Origin of the sequence: Hymenobacter defluvii (assembly GCF_017589435.1) — a bacterium.
GTDB lineage: Bacteria > Bacteroidota > Bacteroidia > Cytophagales > Hymenobacteraceae > Hymenobacter > Hymenobacter profundi.
This window is the reverse complement of sequence record NZ_JAGETX010000006.1, coordinates 304,777-323,566: the sequence shown is the minus strand read 5'-3', so window position 1 is coordinate 323,566 and position 18,790 is coordinate 304,777. Positions and strand designations below refer to the sequence as shown.

Here is an 18,790-nt window from a genome sequence, read left to right as displayed (position 1 = left end):
CCGCCTGTCATCCTGAGCTGGCGAAGGACCTTCTCACGCGTGAGAAGGTCCTTCGCCAGCTCAGGATGACAGGCGGTTTTCAATTATGACCTCTTAACCTAGCAAATTTCACCCCCTATTTTGCCTGCGCCAGCTTGGGGTTTTCTTCTTCCCTACCTAAATCGCGTGGGGCGTAGCCGTAGGGATTCTTGGGGTCTTTGCCAGCGCGTAGCAGCACCCAGAAGCCAATGGCTACCATGGGAATGCTCAGGATTTGGCCCATATCCAGGGGTAGGTTGTTTTCGAAATCAACCTGGCTTACTTTCAGGAATTCCACGAAAAAGCGGAACGTGAACAGAAGCACTACAAACAGCCCGAATAGTTGCCCGCGTGGGGTGCGCTCCTTGGTGCGGTTCCACATGAAGTAGAGCAGGAAGAACAAGAACACGCAGAACAGCGACTCGTAGATCTGGGTAGGGTGGCGCGGCACGGCAATACCATTCACGAAATGTTCCCGGTCGCGCAGGAAGATGAAGGCCCACGGCACGTCGGTTTCTCGGCCCACAATCTCGGAGTTCATCAGGTTGCCCAAACGAATGAGCGCCCCGCCCGACGCCACCACAATCACGATGCGGTCGAGCGTCCAGAGCATGTCGAACTTGTTGTTGCGGCTGAACAGGTACACAGCCAGGATAATACCGATGGTAGCGCCGTGGCTAGCCAAACCGCCGTGCCATATCTTAAACACCTCCAGCGGATCTTTCAGTATCTCAGGTTGATAGAACAGTACGTGGCCTAATCGGGCACCCACGATGGTACCAATCAGCACGTAAATCGTGATGACATCCACCCACATCGGCGACACTTTCTCCGACTTATAGATGTGCGCCAGCACAAACGTGCCCACCACAAAGCCCGACATAAACAGCAGCCCGTACCAGCGCAAGGCCAGCGGCCCCAGCGTGAACAAACCTAAGTCCCAGGGGCCAAACTCAGCAATGAGAGGCGACACATCCCAAGTGATGGCAGCAAGAAAAGAAAGCATAGGGTAGGCAAAAGATGATAGAAATTCAAAGGTAGTCACTTCCCATTTGGTAGCCGGGCAGCTAAGGCGCCGTGGTCAGCGCGGCTACTCACCGCTGAAACTGGCCTCAGGTTGATCGGCGTTTTCTTGTTGTGCTCCGCCGCTTACGGCGTGCAGACCCCCATCATCGCCGCTAAGCAGCAGCAGAATGCCCAGCATAACAGCGTAGGCGGGCCAGTGCCGCCAAGTCCGCAAAGGCGGGCGCTTCGCTGCGGCATTCACCAGCCGAGTGTGCACCCGGCCGTAAAAATACGGGCGAGGCGGAACAGCTACTTCAGCTCGCCACTGGTGCAGCAGAGTTTCCCATTCTTCATCGGCCTCCGTGCGATTAGTTGAATCAGACATGGCGTTGGGTGGGTTGAAGATGATGACGAAGCGTTTTGCGGGCGCGAAATAATAACGACTCTACGGCGGACACGGTGGTACTAAGCACCGCGGCTATTTCCTCGTAACTCAGCTCTTGCTCGTGGCGCAAGGTGAAAGCCACTTGCTGCTGGTCGGGCAGCCGAGCGATGTGCGCCCGCAGAAGCTCTACCTGTTGCCGGCCTTCTAACTGGGCCTGGGGGTGGTCGTTATCGGCTGGTTCGTAGAGTACGCGGTTGTCGAAGCCCAGCAGGCTGGTTAGGTAGGCGAAGCGCTTGCGGGCACGGGCGCGGCGCTGCTGCTTGAGAGCCCGCGAGGTAGCCAGTCGATAGAGCCAAGTGGCCAGGGTCGCTTCGCCCCGGAACCGGCCAATCGTTTGGTAGACTTCCACGAATACTTCCTGCGCCACGTCTTCGGCCTCTTCCGGCGAGCAAAGCAGCGCCAGCACCGTGCGATAGATGCGGTGCTGATACCGCTCCACCAACGTGCGAAATGCCGCTTCGCTACCCTGCTGCAAGTGGGCTATCAACTCGGCCTCCGCGCAAACCGAAGCAGGTTGCGGGGCAGCAGGTATTTGTTGAAAACCAGGCAGCGGAAGAGTGTACATCCGGGAGGCAGAAAAAAGGAAATAGCGCCCTACCTATTCCGGCCATAGCCGTGGGTAGCAGGGTTACATCAGCTTAGGCCCCCTCATTGTAGAAAACTTGCTCAGCTCCTTCAAATAAAACACAACTACTTGTGAAACAGAACTATATTTTCACATAAGCTAATTAGCAGGTTATTCCGAACCAATTCGACCGTCATGCTGAGCCTGTCGAAGCACGCGCAGCATGACGGTTTGACGACTTCATAAACAGCTTCATCAGCGAATCATACCATGCCCATTGAGAAACGAGCCCTGCTGCCTGGATAGCTACAGCGCGTTTAGTTCCTCGGTATAGCCACCGCTGAGAATGGGGAAGCGCAGCCAAGAGCGGGGGTCCACGTTGTAGTCGTCGAGGTGGAAGGCGGGGGCGTACCGCTCGCGCTTCCACTGGTTGCGGCTCCACAAGGAGAAGAAACGCTTCACGTAGACTTTCAATTGTTCGCGGTCGGCGGTGGGGTCTTCTTCGAGTAGAGTAGCGAGCACCTGGGCCGGACTGAGGCGGTTGTAGAAAGCTAGGCGCTCGATGCGGTTGAGCAACACGTAGGGCATCAGGTCGCGCTCGTCGGTTTGCTTTTCTTCCAGGGGGCGCAGCTCGGCAGTGGGTTGCAGGGCATTCACGTGGCGCAGGGCAGGGTAGTGCCGCTCTACCTCAGCCCAACGCAGCCATTGCTTTACGAAAGCTTTATCTACACCCGCAATGGGCGAAATGCTGCCAGCCGTGTCGCCGTCCATGGTGCAATAGCCTACAGAGGCTTCAGAACGGTTGGAGGTAGTGATAAGCAACGCGTTGAGCACGTTGGCCAGCAACCAGATGCCGGGCGCACGCACCCGCGCCTGAATGTTTTGCAGAGCCAAGTCGTCGGTTTGCCAGGTAAGAGGGCGGTCCAATGCACCGGCTATTTTGCTGACGTAGCCCGTTACTTCGTCGTCGATGTTCCAGTTGTAGAACACCGCACCCAGCTCCTCGGCCAATTCCTGCGCCGAATTCAGGGTGTCGTCGGAGGAATTGACGGTGCCCTGGTAGGCGCACGTGAGCAGGCGGCCAGTGATGCGGCGGTTGGTCTGGCGCTGCTCGTCGGAGGTTACTTCGGTGCTGGCTTTAGGTAGGTTATCCGAAGGCGCTTCCTGCGGTGTTCCGTCGGCGGCAGCGCGGTGCTCCTGCGCGGTGGGCGCCTCCGTCTGGCCGGTAATGGCCACAATATCCTCGGCCGTGAAGCAGCCCGTACGGCGCATAAACTCGGCCGTGCCCAGCTCAGCCGTGCCCAGCCGCACCATTTCCGCCACCGAAACCGCGCACATGCACGAGTCGGCCCCGCCCGATAGGCTCAGCACGAAGCCGCGGGTGCGGGCCTTGCGCATGTAGTCGAATAAGGCCAAGCTCAGGGCCTGGTTCAATTCCAGATATTCGTCGGGGGTAGGGAGCGGCTGAATTTCGGCGGCTGGCTCCAGGGGCGTGGCAAAATCCACGTCCACACATTCCACATCCACTTCCTTGAAGCTTAGCAACTGATTGCGTGTCAGCAAATGTCCTTCGCGGGCCACCAGAATCTCGCCGTCGTAGATGATGCGGCCGGCTTCGTTGCCGAGCAGGTTGGCGTAGAGGTAGGTACAATGAAAATTGCGCGAAGCGTTGAGCACCAGCTTATAACGCAAGTCCGTTTTGCTCATGGCAAAATGGCTGGCCGAGGGATTCACAATCAGGTCTACCCTACCCTGCAACCGGGACGCGGGGCGCACGTTGTCGGGGCGCCAGGCATCTTCGCAAATCTCGAAGCCGAAACGTACGCCTTTGTGCTCGAAGGTTAGGTCGCCGAGCGGCCATTCGTGGCCCTGCCAGCGCACGGTTGTGGTTTCGCCAGCCAGCCAGGGGTAGAAAAAGCGCGTTTCGTAGTGTACGCCGTCGTTGGCCAGAAACTGCTTAGCCGCAAAGCCCAAAATCTCACCATCGCGCAGCACGCAACTGGTGTTGTAGGTGCGTCCTTCCAGCCGCACAGGTAGGCCCACACACACCAGAATGCCTTCAGTCCAGGGCAGGATTTGCTGCAAATATTCCAGTGCCGCTTCGCACAGCCAATCGCTCAGAAACAAATCTTCGCAATTGTAGCCGGTCAGGCATAGCTCGGGCAAACACAGCAACTCTACCCCCGACTCCTGGGCCTGCTCGATGGCCGTGCGAATGGTGCGCAGGTTATGCTGCCACGCAAAAGGAATTTGGTTAAGCGCTGCGCCGGCGATACGCATAAGAATGAAGTTGTAAAGGTGAAATTGTGAATATAAATAACGTCAGAACGTCATGCCTCATCTGGCGTCTGGTTGCCGAAGCACCTCGAGCGCTGACGGAAGATAGTATCCAACATCAGCACGCGAGGTGCTTCGGCAACCAGACGCCAGATGAGGCATGACGTTCTATATAAGTAAAAAGTTACTTCTGTGTCAGCTTGCTGGCGGCAGCTTCGTCCAGAAACCACGTGACGTTACCATTTTCGGGCTGGATCAGTTGAGCAGGGTAGCGCTGGATATCACACTCCTCTTCCAAGATTTGCCGCACGGCTTCGGCCTTGCCCTCACCGTACACCAAAAACACGGTGGCACGGGCCTGATTCAGCAGCGGGGCCGTCATGGTAACGCGGTTGGCCTGCACTTCTTCGATATAAAGCGCCTGCACGCTCACGCTTTCGTCGGTGAGCACGGAGGTGTGCGGAAACAGCGAAGCCGTGTGGGCGTTGTCGCCTAGCCCTAGCAAGTCCAGATCGAGGGGTAGGGAATTTTCGCTATCGAAATAGCGCTGCATCGTGCGCGTGTAGGCGGCCGCCGCTTCCGAAGGGCTCAGGCTGGTATCGACGGCAAAGATTTGCGCCGGCTGAATGTCCAACGGGTCGAGTAGGGCTTTTTTGGCCATCAGGTAATTGCTGTTGGGGTCGGTGTGCGGCACGTAGCGCTCATCACCCCAAAAGAAATCCACCTTATCCCAGGCTAGTTGGTCGCGGTAGTCAGCGGCCAGTAGCTCAAACAACTTTTTGGGCGACGACCCGCCCGACAGCGCCACTGCAAACCGACCACGCGCCGCAATGGCCTCGTTGCCAGTCGCCACAAAATACTCTGCCAGCGCCCGCGATGCTACCTCCGACGATTTAAAAACGCGAATAGCCATTAGCACTCTTTTTTATCGTGAAGGGGTAGCGTAAACCAATGGTAACCGTCGCGGGCAATGAGCGCCTCGGCAATTTCTGGTCCCCACGAATCAGCAGAATAGTTAGGGAAGTTCATGCTCTTTTTGTTTTCCCAGGCATTGAGAATCGGCATAATAAGGTCCCATGCAGCTTCTACTTGGTCGCCGCGCATAAACAGCGTTTGGTCGCCGAGCATCGTGTCCAGCAGCAGGGTTTCGTAGGCCTCGGGCGTATCGTTGGTATAAGTACCTTGGTAGTCGAACACCATGTCTACCCGATTCAGCACCATATCCAAGCCGGGGCGCTTGGCCTGCACTTGCAAGCGAATGCTCATTTCGGGCTGAATACTGATAACCAGCCGGTTCTGGTGCCACGCCTCCGCCGATTCGGTTGGGAAAATCAGGTGGGGCACGTCTTTAAACTGAATGGTAATGATGGACGCCGAGCGATGCAAACGCTTGCCCGTGCGCAGGTAGAACGGTACGCCCTGCCAGCGCCAGTTATCCACGAAGAACTTGATAGCGGCAAAGGTTTCGGTGTTCGAGTCGGGGTCTACCTTGTTTTCTTCGCGGTAGCCAGGCACTTCTTTTCCCTCTACCCACCCCTTGGCATACTGCCCGCGCACAGCGGCCGAACGCACTTCTTCCGGTCCAAAGCGGCGCATAGCGCGCAGTACATCTACCTTACGGTTGCGCACTTCGTCGGCTTCAAAGCTCACGGGCGGCTCCATGGCCACTAGGCACAGCAGCTGCAACAGGTGGTTTTGGATCATATCGCGCAGGGCACCCGAGCCGTCATAGTAGTCGCCCCGCTCGCCCATGCCCAACTGCTCGGTCACGGAAATCTGCACGTGCTCAATGTAGTTACGGTTCCAGAGCGGCTCCAGAATGGCATTGGCAAAGCGGAAGGCCATGATATTCTGCACCGTCTCCTTGCCCAGGTAGTGGTCGATGCGGTAGATCTGACGCTCCTGAAAAATACCAGCCAGCAGGTCGTTTAGCTCCTTGGCCGTTTCCAGATCGTGCCCAAACGGCTTCTCAATCACAATGCGCACGCGGTCGGGGTCGTCAGCCAGCTTGGCTTCCGAGAGGTTGCGGGCGATGATGGGGAAGAAGTTGGGCGATACGGCCAGGTAGTAAATCACCTGCGCCGTAGTGTTCCACTCGGCTTCGTGCTCGGCCACCCGCTCGCCAAATTGCGTGTAGGTAGCCGCATCGTTCAGGTCGGATACCTGGTAGGTCAGGTGCTGCGCAAACTCCTCCCACTTCTCCAGCCCTGCCTTGCCACGACGCGAAAACTTGTTGATGTCTTCCTTCACCCTGTCACGGTAGGCTTCGTCTGTTAGCTTGGTGCGGCCCGTGCTCAGGATAGCGAACTGCGCAGGGAGCCACCCATCCAGAAACAAATTATACAGTGCCGGTGCCAGCTTGCGGGCGTTCAAATCGCCGGTTCCCCCGAAGATGACAAAAATGGTCGGCCGGATTTTATCTTTATTACTCATGCGTAAGTCGTAGCGAGTGATGGTGGAAGACACGAATTATTTGTTGGGCGTAACCGGCGTTTCATTCTCGGTGCCAGTACCGCGGTGCGTATCTTCTTTGTTTTCGGCGGCTTCGTGCGAGGGCGTCCACTGGGTGTGAAACACGCCCTCGTGTCCAATGAGCTCGTAGGTGTGCGCACCAAAGTAGTCGCGCTGGGCCTGAATCAGGTTGGAAGGCATCCGACCGGTGCGCAGCGTGTCGAAGTAGCTGAGCGAAGCAGCCAACGCGGGTGTACCAATACCCATCGTGGCCGCGCGCGCTACCACCGCACGTGCCCCGGCTACCGACTCCTGCACCTGCTGGCGCACGTTGTCATCGAGCAGCAAGTGGGCCAGATCAGGCTTCTGCTGATAAGCGTTGTAGATAGTATTCAGGAACTCGGAGCGAATAATGCAGCCCCCACGCCAGATTTTAGAAATATTGGCCAGGTTCAGGTTATACGCGTACTCTTCCGAAGCACGAGCTAGCATGTGCATGCCTTGGGCGTAGGCGATGATCATGCTGAAGTACATGGCCTGCTCCAACTCTTGCAGTTGCTGCTCCTGGTCTTCTTTGCTGGGGGTAGGACGTGCCTGATACACCTTTTCCATTTCCTCACGCAGCGATTTATACTTCGATAAATCGCGCATGGCTACTGCTTCGTCAATTAGCGACAAAGGCACTTGTAGGTCCATCGCAATCTGCGAAGTCCATTTGCCGGTTCCCTTGGAGCGGGCTTCGTCTTTGATGTCGTCTAGCAGCAGGTGGTCGGTGTCGGGGGCGATGTAGGCAAAAATGTCCTTGGTGATGTCTACCAAGAAAGACTGCAAGCGGCCCTCGTTCCACTTGGCATATACCTGCTGCATAGCTTCATTGCTCATGCCCAGGCCGTTTTTCATTACATCATACGTCTCGGCCAGCAGCTGCATAATGCCGTACTCGATGCCGTTGTGCACCATTTTCACAAAGTGGCCAGAAGCGCCCGGCCCGATGTACGTCACGCACGGCTCACCGCCTACTTTGGCCGCTACAGCCTCCAGCACAGGTTTCATCTTCTGGTAGGCATCCTGGTCGCCGCCCGGCATCATACTGGGACCGCGCCGCGCGCCTTCCTCCCCACCCGAAATGCCCATCCCGAAGAAATGCAGCCCTTTCACTTCCAGTTCCTGCGCTCGGCGCGTAGTATCCAAGAAATAGGAGTTACCACCATCAATCAGCATATCGCCTTGGTCGAGCAGGGGCGTAATTTCTGAGATTACGCTGTCCACAATCTTGCCGGCTGGCACAAGCATCATCACCACGCGGGGTTTGGCCAGGCTTTGCACAAAAGCACCCAGGTCCGAAAAGCCCTCCACATTTTCTACCCCGTCTTCGTTGGCTTCCTTGTGCAGCAGCGGAATTTTGCTGGTGTCCTTATCATAGCCAGCCACGGAAAAATCGTGGTCGGCCATGTTTAGCAGCAAGTTGCGGCCCATAGTACCCAGGCCAATCATGCCGAAGGCGTAGTTTTTTGGTTGTGGTGCGCTCATTGGGAAAGAAAGTTTCTAGCGGTGTTAGGTGTGAGATGAAATGCGGAAGCAGATGCCGCGAAGGTAGTAATTGGCAGCAGACGTCCTACCCGTCTCTAACCATTGAAGTAGGGCATGGTTTCAGGTCAGGACTGCCTGCAGTTGGGTAGGGTGTACGTAAACTCTGGCTCAGATGATAAATAAAAAGCCGGCCGCCTACCCTTTTATTGGGCAAGCAGCCGGCTTTTGACATTGATAGTAAGATGATTACAGACCCAGTGCGGTTAGGGCGCGTTCGGCGGCCAGTTGCTCCGCCTGTTTCTTTGAGAGGCCCATTCCTGTTGCCACCACAGCTTCATCAACGAACAGCGTGGCCGAAAACTCCATCACACCGCCCCCGCGTGGCTCGCCGGCCAACTCGTAGCGCACTACCTTGCCTTGCCGCTGTGCCCACTCGATGAGTTTGCTTTTGAAGTTGGATGTGGTTTCGGTCAACGACTTCACATCCACAAAGGGCTTAATCAGGCGGCTGAGCACGAATTTGCGGGCTACCTTATAGCCTTGGTCGAGGTAGACGGCGCCAACCAAGGCCTCCAGCGCGTTGCCGTTCACGGAGCGCGAGCGGGCTGCCCTACCCTGAGTTGCATCCAGCTGCACCAGCTTATCAAGGCCTAGCTTGAGGGCAAGCTGGTTGAGGCTTTCGCGGTTGACGATGCGGCTGCGCATCTCCGTCAGGAAGCCTTCCTGCTCGTAGGGAAACTTACGAAACAGGTACTCGGCCACGATGGTCCCCAGCACAGCATCGCCCAGAAACTCCAGGCGCTCGTTGCTCTGGTGCCTGCCTTGCTCTGGCTGCTGCCGCACCACCGAGGAGTGCGTAAATGCCAGCCGATACACGCGCACGTTGTCGGGCGAAACGCCCGTCATCGTGGTAATGGCCTGCCGAAAGGCCCGGTCGTGCCCCAGCAACCGCCGAAAAAATCCAAACACAGGCAAGGGCTGACCGGGCCTCGGCATTAGTCGCGGAATTTACGGAAGACCACCGATGTGTTGTGGCCGCCAAACCCGAACGTATTGCTCACGGCAATGTTCACCTCGCGTTTCTGCGCCTCGTTAAAGGTGAAGTTCAGCCGCGCATCCAGTTCCGGGTCGTCCGTGAAGTGATTAATAGTAGGCGGAATGATGCCGTGCTGAATGGCCAGAATGCTGGCTACGGCCTCAATACCACCCGCGCCGCCTAGCAAGTGGCCGGTCATGCTTTTGGTGGAGGAGATGTTGAGGTTGTACGCGGCCTCACCAAACACCTTTTGAATAGCCTTGATTTCGGCGCCATCGCCCAGCGGCGTGCTGGTGCCGTGGGTGTTAATGTAGTCTACATCTTCCGGCGTGATGCCAGCATCACGCAGGGCGTTCTGCATCACCAGCACTACACCCTCGCCCGTAGGGTCAGGCGCCGTGATGTGGTAGGCATCCGAAGACAGGCCACCGCCAATGATTTCGGCGTATATTTTCGCGCCGCGGGCTTTCGCGTGTTCGTAGTCTTCTACTACCAGCGCGCCGCCTCCTTCGCCCAATACAAATCCGTCGCGGTCCTTATCATAAGGGCGCGAGGCGGTAGCAGGGTCATCGTTCCGCTCGCTCATGGCCTTCAGGGCATTAAAGCCTCCTACCCCGGCCTCGGTAATAGCCGCCTCCGAGCCACCGGTTACGACCACATCGGCCATCCCCAAACGGATGTAATTGTAGGCCGATACGATGGAGTCGGACGAAGAAGCACAAGCCGACGTGGTCACGAAGTTGGGGCCGCGGAAGCCGTTCTTGATAGAGATGTTGCCCGACGAGGAGTCAGCAATCATCTTCGGAATGAAGAACGGGTTGTAGCGCGGCGTGCCGTCGCCCTTGGCAAAGTTGAAAGATTCCTGCTGGAAGGTGGTGAGGCCACCGATGCCAGAGCCCCAAATCACGCCTACCCGATCTTTATTAACGCCACTCTCGTGCAAACCAGCGTCCTTAATGGCTTCATCGCTGGCAATCACACCAAATTGCGTGAAGAGGTCCATCTTCCTACCTTCCTTGCGGTCGAAGTAGTCGTCGGGGGTATAATTTTTCACTTCGCAGGCGAAGCGCGTTTTGAACTTGCTGGCGTCGAAACGGGTGATAGGCCCCGCGCCGCTCACGCCCTGCGCCAGGCCCTCCCAGTAGGCGGGGGCCGTGCTGCCAAGTGGGGTAATGGCCCCAATGCCGGTCACAACAACTCTCCGAAGAGACATAGGCTAAGGAAGAAACGAAAGAATAGGAAAGGGTGGGAAAAGCAAAACGGCCGGCGGCAAGCCGGCCGATGAGCTATAAGCCGTAAAAAGAAGTCGCGAACGACTACTTAGCGTGCTCCTCGAGGTAGCTGATTGCCTGCCCTACGGTAGCAATGTTTTCAGCCTGATCGTCGGGGATAGACACGTTAAACTCTTTTTCAAATTCCATGATCAACTCAACGGTATCGAGCGAGTCGGCGCCCAGATCGTTGGTGAAGCTAGCCTCTGGCGTTACTTCCGAAGCTTCTACACCTAGCTTATCGATGATAATGGCTTTTACTTTTTCTGCGATTTCAGACATTTCCGTGGGGGTTTGAGGAAAACTAGGCACAAATAACACCATCTTCGCTAACATTGTCAAACAAACCCGGTCTAATCTTACAGGTACAACATTATGGCCGGGCTGGTTCCAACGCGTTTAGCGCCTCCCTACTTTTGCTTGTTTTCCCTTGATACTCAGCCGATGAAAACCCTGACTCTCGACTTTGAATACGACTGCGACTTCGAGTTATTTGGCCTGGTTTCCTCTACCCGAGAGCATCGCCTGGCCTGGCTGCTGAATGCCGACCTGCGCCTGCGCCTAGTAAAACAGCAGGATATCATCTACGATTTGCTCAGCCGCGGTCGGCTGGTGATCAGCAATTATCTGCACACCACGCACACGTGCACGTTACGCCTGTTTCGCAACCGCTCGGTGGCGCCCTCTACCCTCAAAAAGCCCTACCTCGCACCCGATGTGAGGCAGTACGACTACCTACTACAAATCAGCAACGGCACGGGCACGCTGGCACCGGAGCAGGTGCTAGCACGCCTTACAGCGCTAGAAGACGTACAACATGTGTGTCAGCTAGACCCTAACCAACTGGAATTCAAGGAGAATTTGTTTTTCTAACCCCCCCTTATCCTATTGCCCTGGGGCAGAAGCCCTAGGTTCCGCTACCTTTGTAGCACTGCGCCCCGCACTTTACCTGTTTTTTCGTACCACCAGACATACCATTCTCTTCTTCTCTTGCATGGAACCACGTCCTCATTTCAATAAAACCAAGATTGTAGCCACCGTTGGTCCGGCTTCTGATACGTACGAGCGTCTGGGCGCCCTTATTCGTGAGGGTGTCAACGTGTTCCGCCTGAATTTCTCGCACGGTGAGCACGAAACGCACCTGAACGTTATTAATACGGTGCGTCGCTTGAACAAAGACCTGCGCACCAACACGGGCCTGTTGCAGGATTTGCAGGGACCAAAAATCCGCTTGGGTGAGGTTGAAGGCGGTAGTGTAGAAATCAAGGCCGGCGACAAGATTAAGCTGGTGTGTGGCGAAAAGGAAATCAGCACAGCGGAGCGCCTGAGCACGATCTACCTGGGCTTGGCCCGCGACGTGAAGCCCGGCGACGCAATTCTGATTGACGACGGCAAGATTGAGCTGCGCGTGCTGGCCACCGACCGCGAGAAAGAGGTAGACGTGGAAGTTATCTACGGCGGCACCGTGAAGCCCCGCAAAGGCATCAACCTCCCCGACTCCGACGTGTCGGCCCCGTCGATGACGGAGAAGGACATTGCCGACTTGAAGTTTGGCCTGGAAAACGACGTGGACTGGGTGGCCTTGTCGTTTGCGCGCCGCGCCGAAGACATTCGTTTTATTAAGTCGCTGATTGCCGAAGCCGGCAAGCAGACCCGCGTCATAGCCAAAATCGAAACGCCCGAGGGCCTGCGCAATGTCGACGAAATCATTGCCCTCACGGATGCCGTGATGGTAGCCCGCGGCGACCTGGGCGTGGAAATTGCCGGTGGTGAAGTACCGCTGGCGCAGAAAATGATTATTCAGAAGTGCAATAAGGCCGGCAAACCCGTGATTGTGGCTACCCAGATGATGGAGAGCATGATTACGGCCCCCCGCCCTACCCGCGCCGAAACCAACGACGTGGCCAACGCCGTGCTCGACGGTACCGACGCCGTGATGCTCTCCGCCGAAACCGCCGTGGGCGCCTACCCCATTGAGGTAATCCGGCAGATGGGGGCCATCATCCGGAGCGTGGAAAGCAAGTCGGAAACTATCTTCAACCATTGGGTGCCTATCGATTCCAACTCGCCCGGTTTTATGGTGGATAGTCTGTTGTCGGCGGCGGGCCACTTGGCCAAAAACACGGGTGCCAAGGCTATTACCGGCATGACGCACCGCGGCTATACCGCTTTCCAACTGTCGAAATACCGCCCTAAGGCCGATATCTTCATCTTCACCGACAGCCGCGAACTACTCACAGTCCTAAGCCTGGTGTGGGGGGTACGTTCATTCTACTACGACCGCATGAACAGCACCGACAGCACCATCGACGACCTCAAGAACATCCTGACCACTACCGGCCACCTGCAAAAAGGCGACGTGTTCATCAATACCGCCTCTATGCCGATTACGGAAAAAGGTAAGACCAACATGGTGAAGGTAAGCGTCGCTTAATCACGGATTCGCTCTGATTACAGCGGATTCCACGGATTTTTTGGACGATTATTACTGAAAGCGGCTGCCTACAATAGGCAGCCGCTTTTTATGTTGCTACCGCTCAGGTAGCCAGAACAATGATGCACGACATCAGCAAACCGTCCACAAAATCCGCTGTAATCCGTGGTTCAGACAAAAAGGCCCTGCGTTTGCACGCAGGGCCTTTTCTATTAAAAAGAGCAGGAACGCTGGAGAGAGTCGCCTTAGGCGGCCAGCGAGCTTACGAACTTAGCCAGGCTCGACTTATTGTTAGCGGCTTTGTTCTTGTGAATGATGTTCTTTTTAGCCAGCCGGTCCAGCATCGACGAAACCTTCTTCAGCTGCTCCTGTGCCTCGGATTGCACCGTGGTAGCGCGGAGTTTCTTGATAGCGGTACGGGTCGATTTAGCCTGATAACGGTTCAATACGCGCTTAGCTTCGTTGGAACGGATGCGCTTGAGGGCCGATTTGTGGTTTGCCATGGGGTTGAAATAGGTACGTTCTGCTCTGTTTCAGTTCAGTTGGGGTGGCAAAGGTACGGCTTTCGTTGGAATTAACAAACGACTAAGCCAGATTTGCGCACAGTCTGCTATTTCACGGGAATACATCAGATGGCACGAAACAACTTCCACGCTTCTGTGCTTGCTTGCTACCCCTCCTAAACTGCCATGCCTTTTATTGCTGAATCCCGTTACCGACCACCATTTTATTTGTTCAATGGTCATTTACAAACCATTGTGCCCAGCCTGTGGCGCTCGGTGCCAGAGGTGCACTACCAACGCGAGCGGATAGAAACAGAAGACGGTGACTTTCTGGACCTCGACTGGTCGCGGCCGGCTGGCAACGCCCGCGACACGCTGGGCATTGTATCGCATGGGCTGGAAGGCGACGCCTCGCGGCCCTATGTGCGTGGCATGGTGCGAGCCTTGAACAATGCGGGCTTCGACGCGCTGGCTTGGAACTACCGCAGCTGTAGTGGCGAGATGAACCGCCTGCTCCGCTCCTACCACCTCGGCGACACCGATGACCTGGATTTCGTGATTCGATACGCGCTGGCTACTGGCCGCTACCAACGTGTGTTTCTAACGGGTTTCTCAGCTGGTGGCAACGTGACGCTGAAGTACCTAGGTGAAAACCCCGAGCGTGTGCCACCGAAAGTGGCGCGGGCAGCCGTTTTCTCGGTACCTACCGATCTAAAAGCCAGCTCCTACCAGATTGCCCGGCCCGAAAACCGCGTGTATATGACGCGCTTCATGAAATCGTTGCGGGCTAAGATGCGACAGAAGGCCGAGTTGCTACCCGGCCAAGTGGATTTGGAGGGCATTGACTTACTGCGCGATTTCCCGGAGTTTGACGCCCGGTTTACGGCACCCATGCACGGCTTTCAATCGGCCGACGAATACTACGAGACGGCCAGCTCTGGCCGCTACCTCAGCCATATCCGCATCCCTACCCTCCTCGTAAACGCCCAGAACGACCCTTTCCTGGCGCCTACCTGCTACCCTCGCGACATAGCAGCGCGCAGCCAGTACGTATTCCTAGAAACGCCACCCGCTGGCGGCCACGTAGGCTTTGCCGAAGGCACACCCGATGGGAAGTATTACTCCGAACGCCGGGCCGTAGAGTTTCTGACGGTAGAAGTGCCGGGGTAGGAAAAGAAAAGTAATGCGTAGTAAAACACGTGTGTCATCCTGAGCTTGCGAAGGATCTTATGCCAGTTGAACGACTATCGTAACAACGAATCGTCTTTGAGTGATAAGGTCCTTCGCAAGCTCAGGATGACACACGTTTCTTTTAACTCACCACTCAACTCTTATGCCTTTTGACTCGGCACAAACACTACCTTCTTCGTTTCAAAGAACTCTTCGTTGAAGAAGTCGCTCAGATCTGTACTATGCGCTTTCAGGCCTGATTCGGCAATTTCTTCGGTTAGGTCGCCGCCTTTCAAGTAATAGAGGCCACTGTTGGCAGCGGCGTGAGGCTTGTAGCGGTGCGCAATCCAGGTATGGAAGGTAGCGAGGCGGGCCACGGCGCGGCTCACGATGTAGTCGTATTTGGTGTGTAGCTGCTCGGCACGAATTTGCTCGGCCGTGACGTTGGTGAGGTGCAGCGCTTCGGCCATTCCTTCTACCGCTCGAATCTTTTTGCCGATGCTGTCTACCAAGTGAAATTTCACCTCGGGAAACAAAATAGCCAACGGCAAGCCGGGCAGGCCACCGCCCGTACCCACATCCAGCACCGACGAGCCCGCCGGGAATTCTATGACCTTGGCAATACCCAGCGAGTGCAGAAAATGGCGCTCAGCCAGGTTCTCCACGTCGGTGCGGGCGATGAGGTTCACGCGCTCATTCCAGCCGCGGAACTCGGTTTCAAGCTGGCGGAACTGGTCACGCTGGTGGTCGGTGAGGGTAGGAAAGTAGTTGAAGAGGATGTCCATGATGTGGGCAAAGATAGTGCAGCTACATAGTAACTACACTGTCATCCTGAGCGGAGCGAAGGACCTTCTCACGCCGAAAAGAGTCGTTCTTTCATCAATTGTTCAACGGTTCGTTCCGGCGTGAGAAGGTCCTTCGCTCCGCTCAGGATGACAGATGGTTTCAACCCAAACAAAAAGCCCCGACCGAGGCCAGGGCTTTTCAAATCAATCATCAACTTATCAACAATCAGCACATCAGATAATGTGCTTCTTATTTTTCACCATGTCATAGAGCAGCTCGCGGGCACGGTGTAGCTGGGCTTTCACGGTACCTAGGGGCGCTTTCAGCTCCTGTGCGATTTCCTCGTAGCTCAGCTCATCGAAGTAGCGTAACGTCACGAGGCGCTGGTACTTATCGGGCAGCCGTGATACCACGTGCTGCATGATTTCGATTTTCTGATTTTTGATGGCGTTTTCGGCCGGATTGAGGTTGCCGTCGCGGAAATCGATGGTGATTTCGTCGCCATTGTCAATCTTGATGGCCGAGTCAATTGACATCGTTTTGATTTTATTCTTGCGAATAAAGTCGATGCAGTTATTGGTGGCGATGCGGAACAGCCACGTGCTAAACGCGTACTCGGGATTGAACTTGTGCAGATTGCGGAAGGCTTTGGCGAAGGCCTCGATGGTGAGGTCTTCGGCGTCGTCGGCGTTGCGCACCATCTTCAATACCACGTGGTACACGGGTTTCTTGTAGATCTGCATCAACTCGGCGTAGGCCTTCTCATCACCTTGCTCTACGGCAGCACGAATCAGCTTGAAATCGTGCTTGGCTTTGGCGGAGAACTGTTTTTGTATTTCCTGATTGTTTACTTCCATCGGAGCGTGCGGTGAAGGAACAGCGAGATTCCCAGGGCTAGATAGTAGAAAGAATAGATGGCGTCGAGCAAAGGCAACAGCGCCGGGGGTAGGCGGTCATCAAGGCGGCGACCCAATTGGTGATAGGTCAGAAACATGATACCGGTCCGTAACGACCATAAGACAGCCAAAGGTATCCAATCGGGGCGGGAAAATAACAGTCCAAATGCAGTGAAATAAAAAAGCAGATTAGTACCAATAAAGTTTCCTACTCGCCATCTATCGGCGAAGCGGTAGCGCTTACCCGCCGACAAATGCCGACGTTTTTGTCGCCACCAAGCGCCCCACTGTGCAGCTGGCTCACTGAGGGTATGGGCGCTGGGCTCTGCCACTACGGCCACCCGGGCGCCCTGGGCTACGGCATCCTGCACCAGCAGGTCGTCGTCGCCGCTCAGGCTGCGAATGTGAGATGCAAACCCTTTGGTGGAGCGGAAGGTTTGCTGCGTGTAGGCCAAGTTGCGGCCCACGCCCATGTAGGGCTTACCACGCCAGGCAAACGACAAATACTGTGCTCCGGTGACTAAGGTTTCAAAACGGATCAGCTTATTGAGCAGGCCCGGCGCAGGCGTGTAGGCAGAGTAGCCCAGCACCATGTCGGCGGGTTGGGCAAAGCCGCGTTGCATCAGCCTGAGCCACTGATTGGTAGCGGGTATACAATCGGCATCGGTGAACAGCAGGCGCGGGTAGCGGGCGGTTTTGATGCCTAGGGTAAGCGCATATTTTTTGGGCGACAGGCCATCGGGGGTGCGGCGCACTTCTACCAGCCGCACGTGGGGGTAGTACTGCGCGAGTTGCTGCACATAGAGGTAGGTCTCGTCGCTGGAACGGTCATCGACGAGAATGATTTCGAAGCCGGCGGGGTAGTCCTGCTGGAGCAACAACGGCATCAACTGGCGCAGATTGTCTAGCTCGTTGCGGGCGCAGATGAGAATGGAAACGGGCTCTTCATCGGGGCCGGGTGCGTCGGCTGCCGGCTCGGGTGGCCGGTTGGCGAAGGGTAGGAAATAGTAAGCGAAGTAGAACAGCTGCACCAGCACACACGCCAGCAGCAGCCATACCAGCGGGGAAAAAGGAAGTGGCAACACAGCAAACAGGATAAGCAGGCAAAAGTAGGCATTAGTTACCTTTGTAAATTCCTACCGTACATTTCTCGCAGAGGTTCGCGGAGGGAGGCGTAGAGGTTCGCAGTGTCGGTATTACAAACACACTGCGAACCTCTGCCCCTGCCTCCGCGAATCTCTGCGAGAAAGGCTCTTGCTTATATGACTTTCGATTTAGTTGCCCAGGACCCGCAGTCCAAAGCCCGCGCTGGTGTAGTGCACACCGCGCACGGGGCTATTCAAACGCCCATTTTCATGCCCGTTGGCACAGCCGGCACCGTGAAAGCTGTGCAGCAGCGCGACCTGAAGGACGACATCAAGGCGCAGATCATCCTCGGCAACACCTACCATCTCTACCTGCGCCCCGGCTTGGATGTGCTGCGCCAAGCCGGTGGCCTGCACAAGTTCAACGGCTGGGACCGGCCTATTCTTACTGACTCGGGCGGGTATCAGGTGTACTCACTCAGCGGCACGCGCAAGATCAAGGAAGAGGGCGTGAAGTTTCGCTCCCACATCGACGGCTCGCAGCACCTGTTTTCGCCCGAGGGCGTGATGGACATTCAGCGCACCATTGGGGCCGATATTATGATGGCCTTCGACGAGTGCACGCCCTGGCCCTGTGAGTACGACTACGCCGCCCGCTCCCTCGACATGACGCACCGCTGGCTGAAGCGCTGCATTGCCCGCTTCGACAGTACCGAGGGCCACTACGGCTACGACCAAACGCTGTTCCCGATTGTGCAGGGTAGCACGTTCAAGGATTTGCGCGTGAAGTCTGCTGAGTTTGTGGCCGAGCAGCAGCGCGAAGGCAACGCCATTGGTGGCCTGAGCGTGGGCGAGCCCGCCGAGCTGATGTACGAAATGACCGAGCTGGTCTGCGACATCCTACCTCAGGACAAGCCGCGCTACCTGATGGGGGTAGGCACGCCGGCCAATATTCTGGAAAATATAGCGTTGGGCGTAGATATGTTTGACTGTGTGATGCCGACCCGTAATGCCCGCAACGGCATGCTGTTCACCACGCAGGGTATCATGAATATCACCAACAAGAAATGGGCTACCGACTTCGAGCCGATTGACCGTGAACTAGGTGGCTACGTCAGTACGTTTTACTCACGCAGCTACGTGCGCCATCTGTTTCAGAGCCAGGAGATGCTCGGCCCGCAAATTGCCTCTATCCATAACCTCAGCTTCTACCTGTGGCTAGTAGGCCAAGCGCGGGAGCAAATCCTGGCCGGCACCTTCCGCGAATGGAAGGACAAGATGGTGAAGCAGGTGATGACACGCTTATAGCAAGCTATTA

General features: G+C 56.2%; 18 protein-coding genes. 4 read left to right on the top strand and 14 right to left on the bottom strand.

Annotation, left to right across the window (positions count from 1 at the left end):
• Window positions 1–115: 115 nt before the first annotated feature.
• The 10 genes from lgt to J4D97_RS13240 all read right to left on the bottom strand — a co-directional run bounded on the left by lgt (window position 116) and on the right by J4D97_RS13240 (window position 10,880).
• Window positions 116–1,024: a prolipoprotein diacylglyceryl transferase gene (lgt, locus tag J4D97_RS13285; protein ID WP_208307968.1), complete on the bottom strand. Its 909-nt coding sequence runs from the start codon at window positions 1,022–1,024 to the stop codon at window positions 116–118.
• Window positions 1,025–1,108: 84 nt separating this feature from the next.
• Complete coding sequence (locus tag J4D97_RS13280; RefSeq protein WP_208307967.1) at window positions 1,109–1,408, bottom strand: hypothetical protein; 300 nt, start codon at window positions 1,406–1,408, stop codon at window positions 1,109–1,111.
• Complete coding sequence (locus J4D97_RS13275; protein ID WP_208307966.1) at window positions 1,401–2,033, bottom strand: RNA polymerase sigma factor; 633 nt, start codon at window positions 2,031–2,033, stop codon at window positions 1,401–1,403. Before J4D97_RS13275 ends, J4D97_RS13280 begins: the two co-directional genes overlap by 8 nt.
• 306 nt (window positions 2,034–2,339) lie before the next feature.
• The gene (gene nadE / locus J4D97_RS13270) at window positions 2,340–4,313 is read right to left on the bottom strand and encodes an NAD(+) synthase (RefSeq protein ID WP_208307965.1); all 1,974 of its coding nucleotides are present in this window, start codon (window positions 4,311–4,313) and stop codon (window positions 2,340–2,342) included.
• 181 nt (window positions 4,314–4,494) lie between these two features.
• Entirely contained in the window at window positions 4,495–5,223 is a 729-nt protein-coding gene (gene pgl, locus J4D97_RS13265) for a 6-phosphogluconolactonase (RefSeq protein ID WP_208307964.1), read from the bottom strand.
• Window positions 5,223–6,743: a glucose-6-phosphate dehydrogenase gene (gene zwf, locus J4D97_RS13260; RefSeq protein WP_208307981.1), complete on the bottom strand. Its 1,521-nt coding sequence runs from the start codon at window positions 6,741–6,743 to the stop codon at window positions 5,223–5,225. Before zwf ends, pgl begins: the two co-directional genes overlap by 1 nt.
• 36 nt (window positions 6,744–6,779) lie before the next feature.
• Window positions 6,780–8,291, bottom strand: coding sequence for an NADP-dependent phosphogluconate dehydrogenase (gene gndA / locus J4D97_RS13255; protein ID WP_243900292.1), 1,512 nt, complete (start codon window positions 8,289–8,291; stop codon window positions 6,780–6,782).
• A 246-nt stretch (window positions 8,292–8,537) separates the two neighbouring features.
• Window positions 8,538–9,260: a ribonuclease III gene (gene rnc, locus J4D97_RS13250; RefSeq protein ID WP_343217097.1), complete on the bottom strand. Its 723-nt coding sequence runs from the start codon at window positions 9,258–9,260 to the stop codon at window positions 8,538–8,540.
• 26 nt (window positions 9,261–9,286) lie between these two features.
• A complete protein-coding gene (fabF, locus tag J4D97_RS13245; RefSeq protein WP_185282667.1) occupies window positions 9,287–10,540 on the bottom strand; it encodes a beta-ketoacyl-ACP synthase II in 1,254 nt (417 codons plus the stop codon).
• Window positions 10,541–10,643: 103 nt separating this feature from the next.
• Window positions 10,644–10,880: an acyl carrier protein gene (locus J4D97_RS13240; RefSeq protein ID WP_073109216.1), complete on the bottom strand. Its 237-nt coding sequence runs from the start codon at window positions 10,878–10,880 to the stop codon at window positions 10,644–10,646.
• A gap of 162 nt (window positions 10,881–11,042) precedes the next feature.
• Between J4D97_RS13240 and J4D97_RS13235 the strand changes: the two genes are divergently transcribed.
• On the top strand, window positions 11,043–11,471 hold the full coding sequence (locus J4D97_RS13235) for an IPExxxVDY family protein (RefSeq protein WP_185282666.1): 429 nt from the start codon (window positions 11,043–11,045) through the stop codon (window positions 11,469–11,471).
• 121 nt (window positions 11,472–11,592) lie between these two features.
• A complete protein-coding gene (gene pyk, locus J4D97_RS13230) occupies window positions 11,593–13,032 on the top strand; it encodes a pyruvate kinase (RefSeq protein ID WP_208307963.1) in 1,440 nt (479 codons plus the stop codon).
• 245 nt (window positions 13,033–13,277) lie between these two features.
• On the opposite strand, the gene rpsT is transcribed toward pyk, so the two are convergent.
• Window positions 13,278–13,535 carry a 30S ribosomal protein S20 gene (gene rpsT, locus J4D97_RS13225; protein WP_185282664.1) on the bottom strand — a complete coding sequence of 86 codons (258 nt, stop codon included), beginning with the start codon at window positions 13,533–13,535 and terminating at the stop codon, window positions 13,278–13,280.
• Window positions 13,536–13,721: 186 nt separating this feature from the next.
• Here rpsT and J4D97_RS13220 point away from each other — a divergent pair, with 186 nt between their 5' ends.
• Window positions 13,722–14,705: a YheT family hydrolase gene (locus tag J4D97_RS13220; protein WP_208307962.1), complete on the top strand. Its 984-nt coding sequence runs from the start codon at window positions 13,722–13,724 to the stop codon at window positions 14,703–14,705.
• Window positions 14,706–14,866: 161 nt separating this feature from the next.
• On the opposite strand, the gene rsmG is transcribed toward J4D97_RS13220, so the two are convergent.
• From rsmG to J4D97_RS13205, 3 genes are all read right to left on the bottom strand, one after another.
• Window positions 14,867–15,490, bottom strand: coding sequence for a 16S rRNA (guanine(527)-N(7))-methyltransferase RsmG (gene rsmG / locus J4D97_RS13215; RefSeq protein ID WP_185282662.1), 624 nt, complete (start codon window positions 15,488–15,490; stop codon window positions 14,867–14,869).
• A 234-nt stretch (window positions 15,491–15,724) separates the two neighbouring features.
• Window positions 15,725–16,348: an RNA polymerase sigma factor gene (locus J4D97_RS13210; protein WP_185282661.1), complete on the bottom strand. Its 624-nt coding sequence runs from the start codon at window positions 16,346–16,348 to the stop codon at window positions 15,725–15,727.
• Window positions 16,339–17,472, bottom strand: a complete 1,134-nt coding sequence (locus tag J4D97_RS13205; protein WP_208307961.1) for a glycosyltransferase — start codon at window positions 17,470–17,472, stop codon at window positions 16,339–16,341. Before J4D97_RS13205 ends, J4D97_RS13210 begins: the two co-directional genes overlap by 10 nt.
• Window positions 17,473–17,649: 177 nt before the next feature.
• On the opposite strand from J4D97_RS13205, the gene tgt reads away from it, so the two are divergent.
• On the top strand, window positions 17,650–18,780 hold the full coding sequence (tgt, locus tag J4D97_RS13200) for a tRNA guanosine(34) transglycosylase Tgt (RefSeq protein ID WP_208307960.1): 1,131 nt from the start codon (window positions 17,650–17,652) through the stop codon (window positions 18,778–18,780).
• Window positions 18,781–18,790: the final 10 nt, after the last annotated feature.

Bases quoted from the DNA above. Each gene is read 5' to 3' on its own strand.
- lgt (WP_208307968.1), bottom strand. From the start codon at position 1,024: ATGCTTTCTTTTCTTGCTGCCATCACTTGGGATGTGTCGCCTCTCATT.
- J4D97_RS13280 (WP_208307967.1), bottom strand. From the start codon at position 1,408: ATGTCTGATTCAACTAATCGCACGGAGGCCGATGAAGAATGGGAAACT.
- J4D97_RS13275 (WP_208307966.1), bottom strand. From the start codon at position 2,033: ATGTACACTCTTCCGCTGCCTGGTTTTCAACAAATACCTGCTGCCCCG.
- nadE (WP_208307965.1), bottom strand. From the start codon at position 4,313: ATGCGTATCGCCGGCGCAGCGCTTAACCAAATTCCTTTTGCGTGGCAG.
- pgl (WP_208307964.1), bottom strand. From the start codon at position 5,223: ATGGCTATTCGCGTTTTTAAATCGTCGGAGGTAGCATCGCGGGCGCTG.
- zwf (WP_208307981.1), bottom strand. From the start codon at position 6,743: ATGAGTAATAAAGATAAAATCCGGCCGACCATTTTTGTCATCTTCGGG.
- gndA (WP_243900292.1), bottom strand. From the start codon at position 8,291: ATGAGCGCACCACAACCAAAAAACTACGCCTTCGGCATGATTGGCCTG.
- fabF (WP_185282667.1), bottom strand. From the start codon at position 10,540: ATGTCTCTTCGGAGAGTTGTTGTGACCGGCATTGGGGCCATTACCCCA.
- J4D97_RS13240 (WP_073109216.1), bottom strand. From the start codon at position 10,880: ATGTCTGAAATCGCAGAAAAAGTAAAAGCCATTATCATCGATAAGCTA.
- J4D97_RS13235 (WP_185282666.1), top strand. From the start codon at position 11,043: ATGAAAACCCTGACTCTCGACTTTGAATACGACTGCGACTTCGAGTTA.
- pyk (WP_208307963.1), top strand. From the start codon at position 11,593: ATGGAACCACGTCCTCATTTCAATAAAACCAAGATTGTAGCCACCGTT.
- rpsT (WP_185282664.1), bottom strand. From the start codon at position 13,535: ATGGCAAACCACAAATCGGCCCTCAAGCGCATCCGTTCCAACGAAGCT.
- J4D97_RS13220 (WP_208307962.1), top strand. From the start codon at position 13,722: ATGCCTTTTATTGCTGAATCCCGTTACCGACCACCATTTTATTTGTTC.
- rsmG (WP_185282662.1), bottom strand. From the start codon at position 15,490: ATGGACATCCTCTTCAACTACTTTCCTACCCTCACCGACCACCAGCGT.
- J4D97_RS13210 (WP_185282661.1), bottom strand. From the start codon at position 16,348: ATGGAAGTAAACAATCAGGAAATACAAAAACAGTTCTCCGCCAAAGCC.
- tgt (WP_208307960.1), top strand. From the start codon at position 17,650: ATGACTTTCGATTTAGTTGCCCAGGACCCGCAGTCCAAAGCCCGCGCT.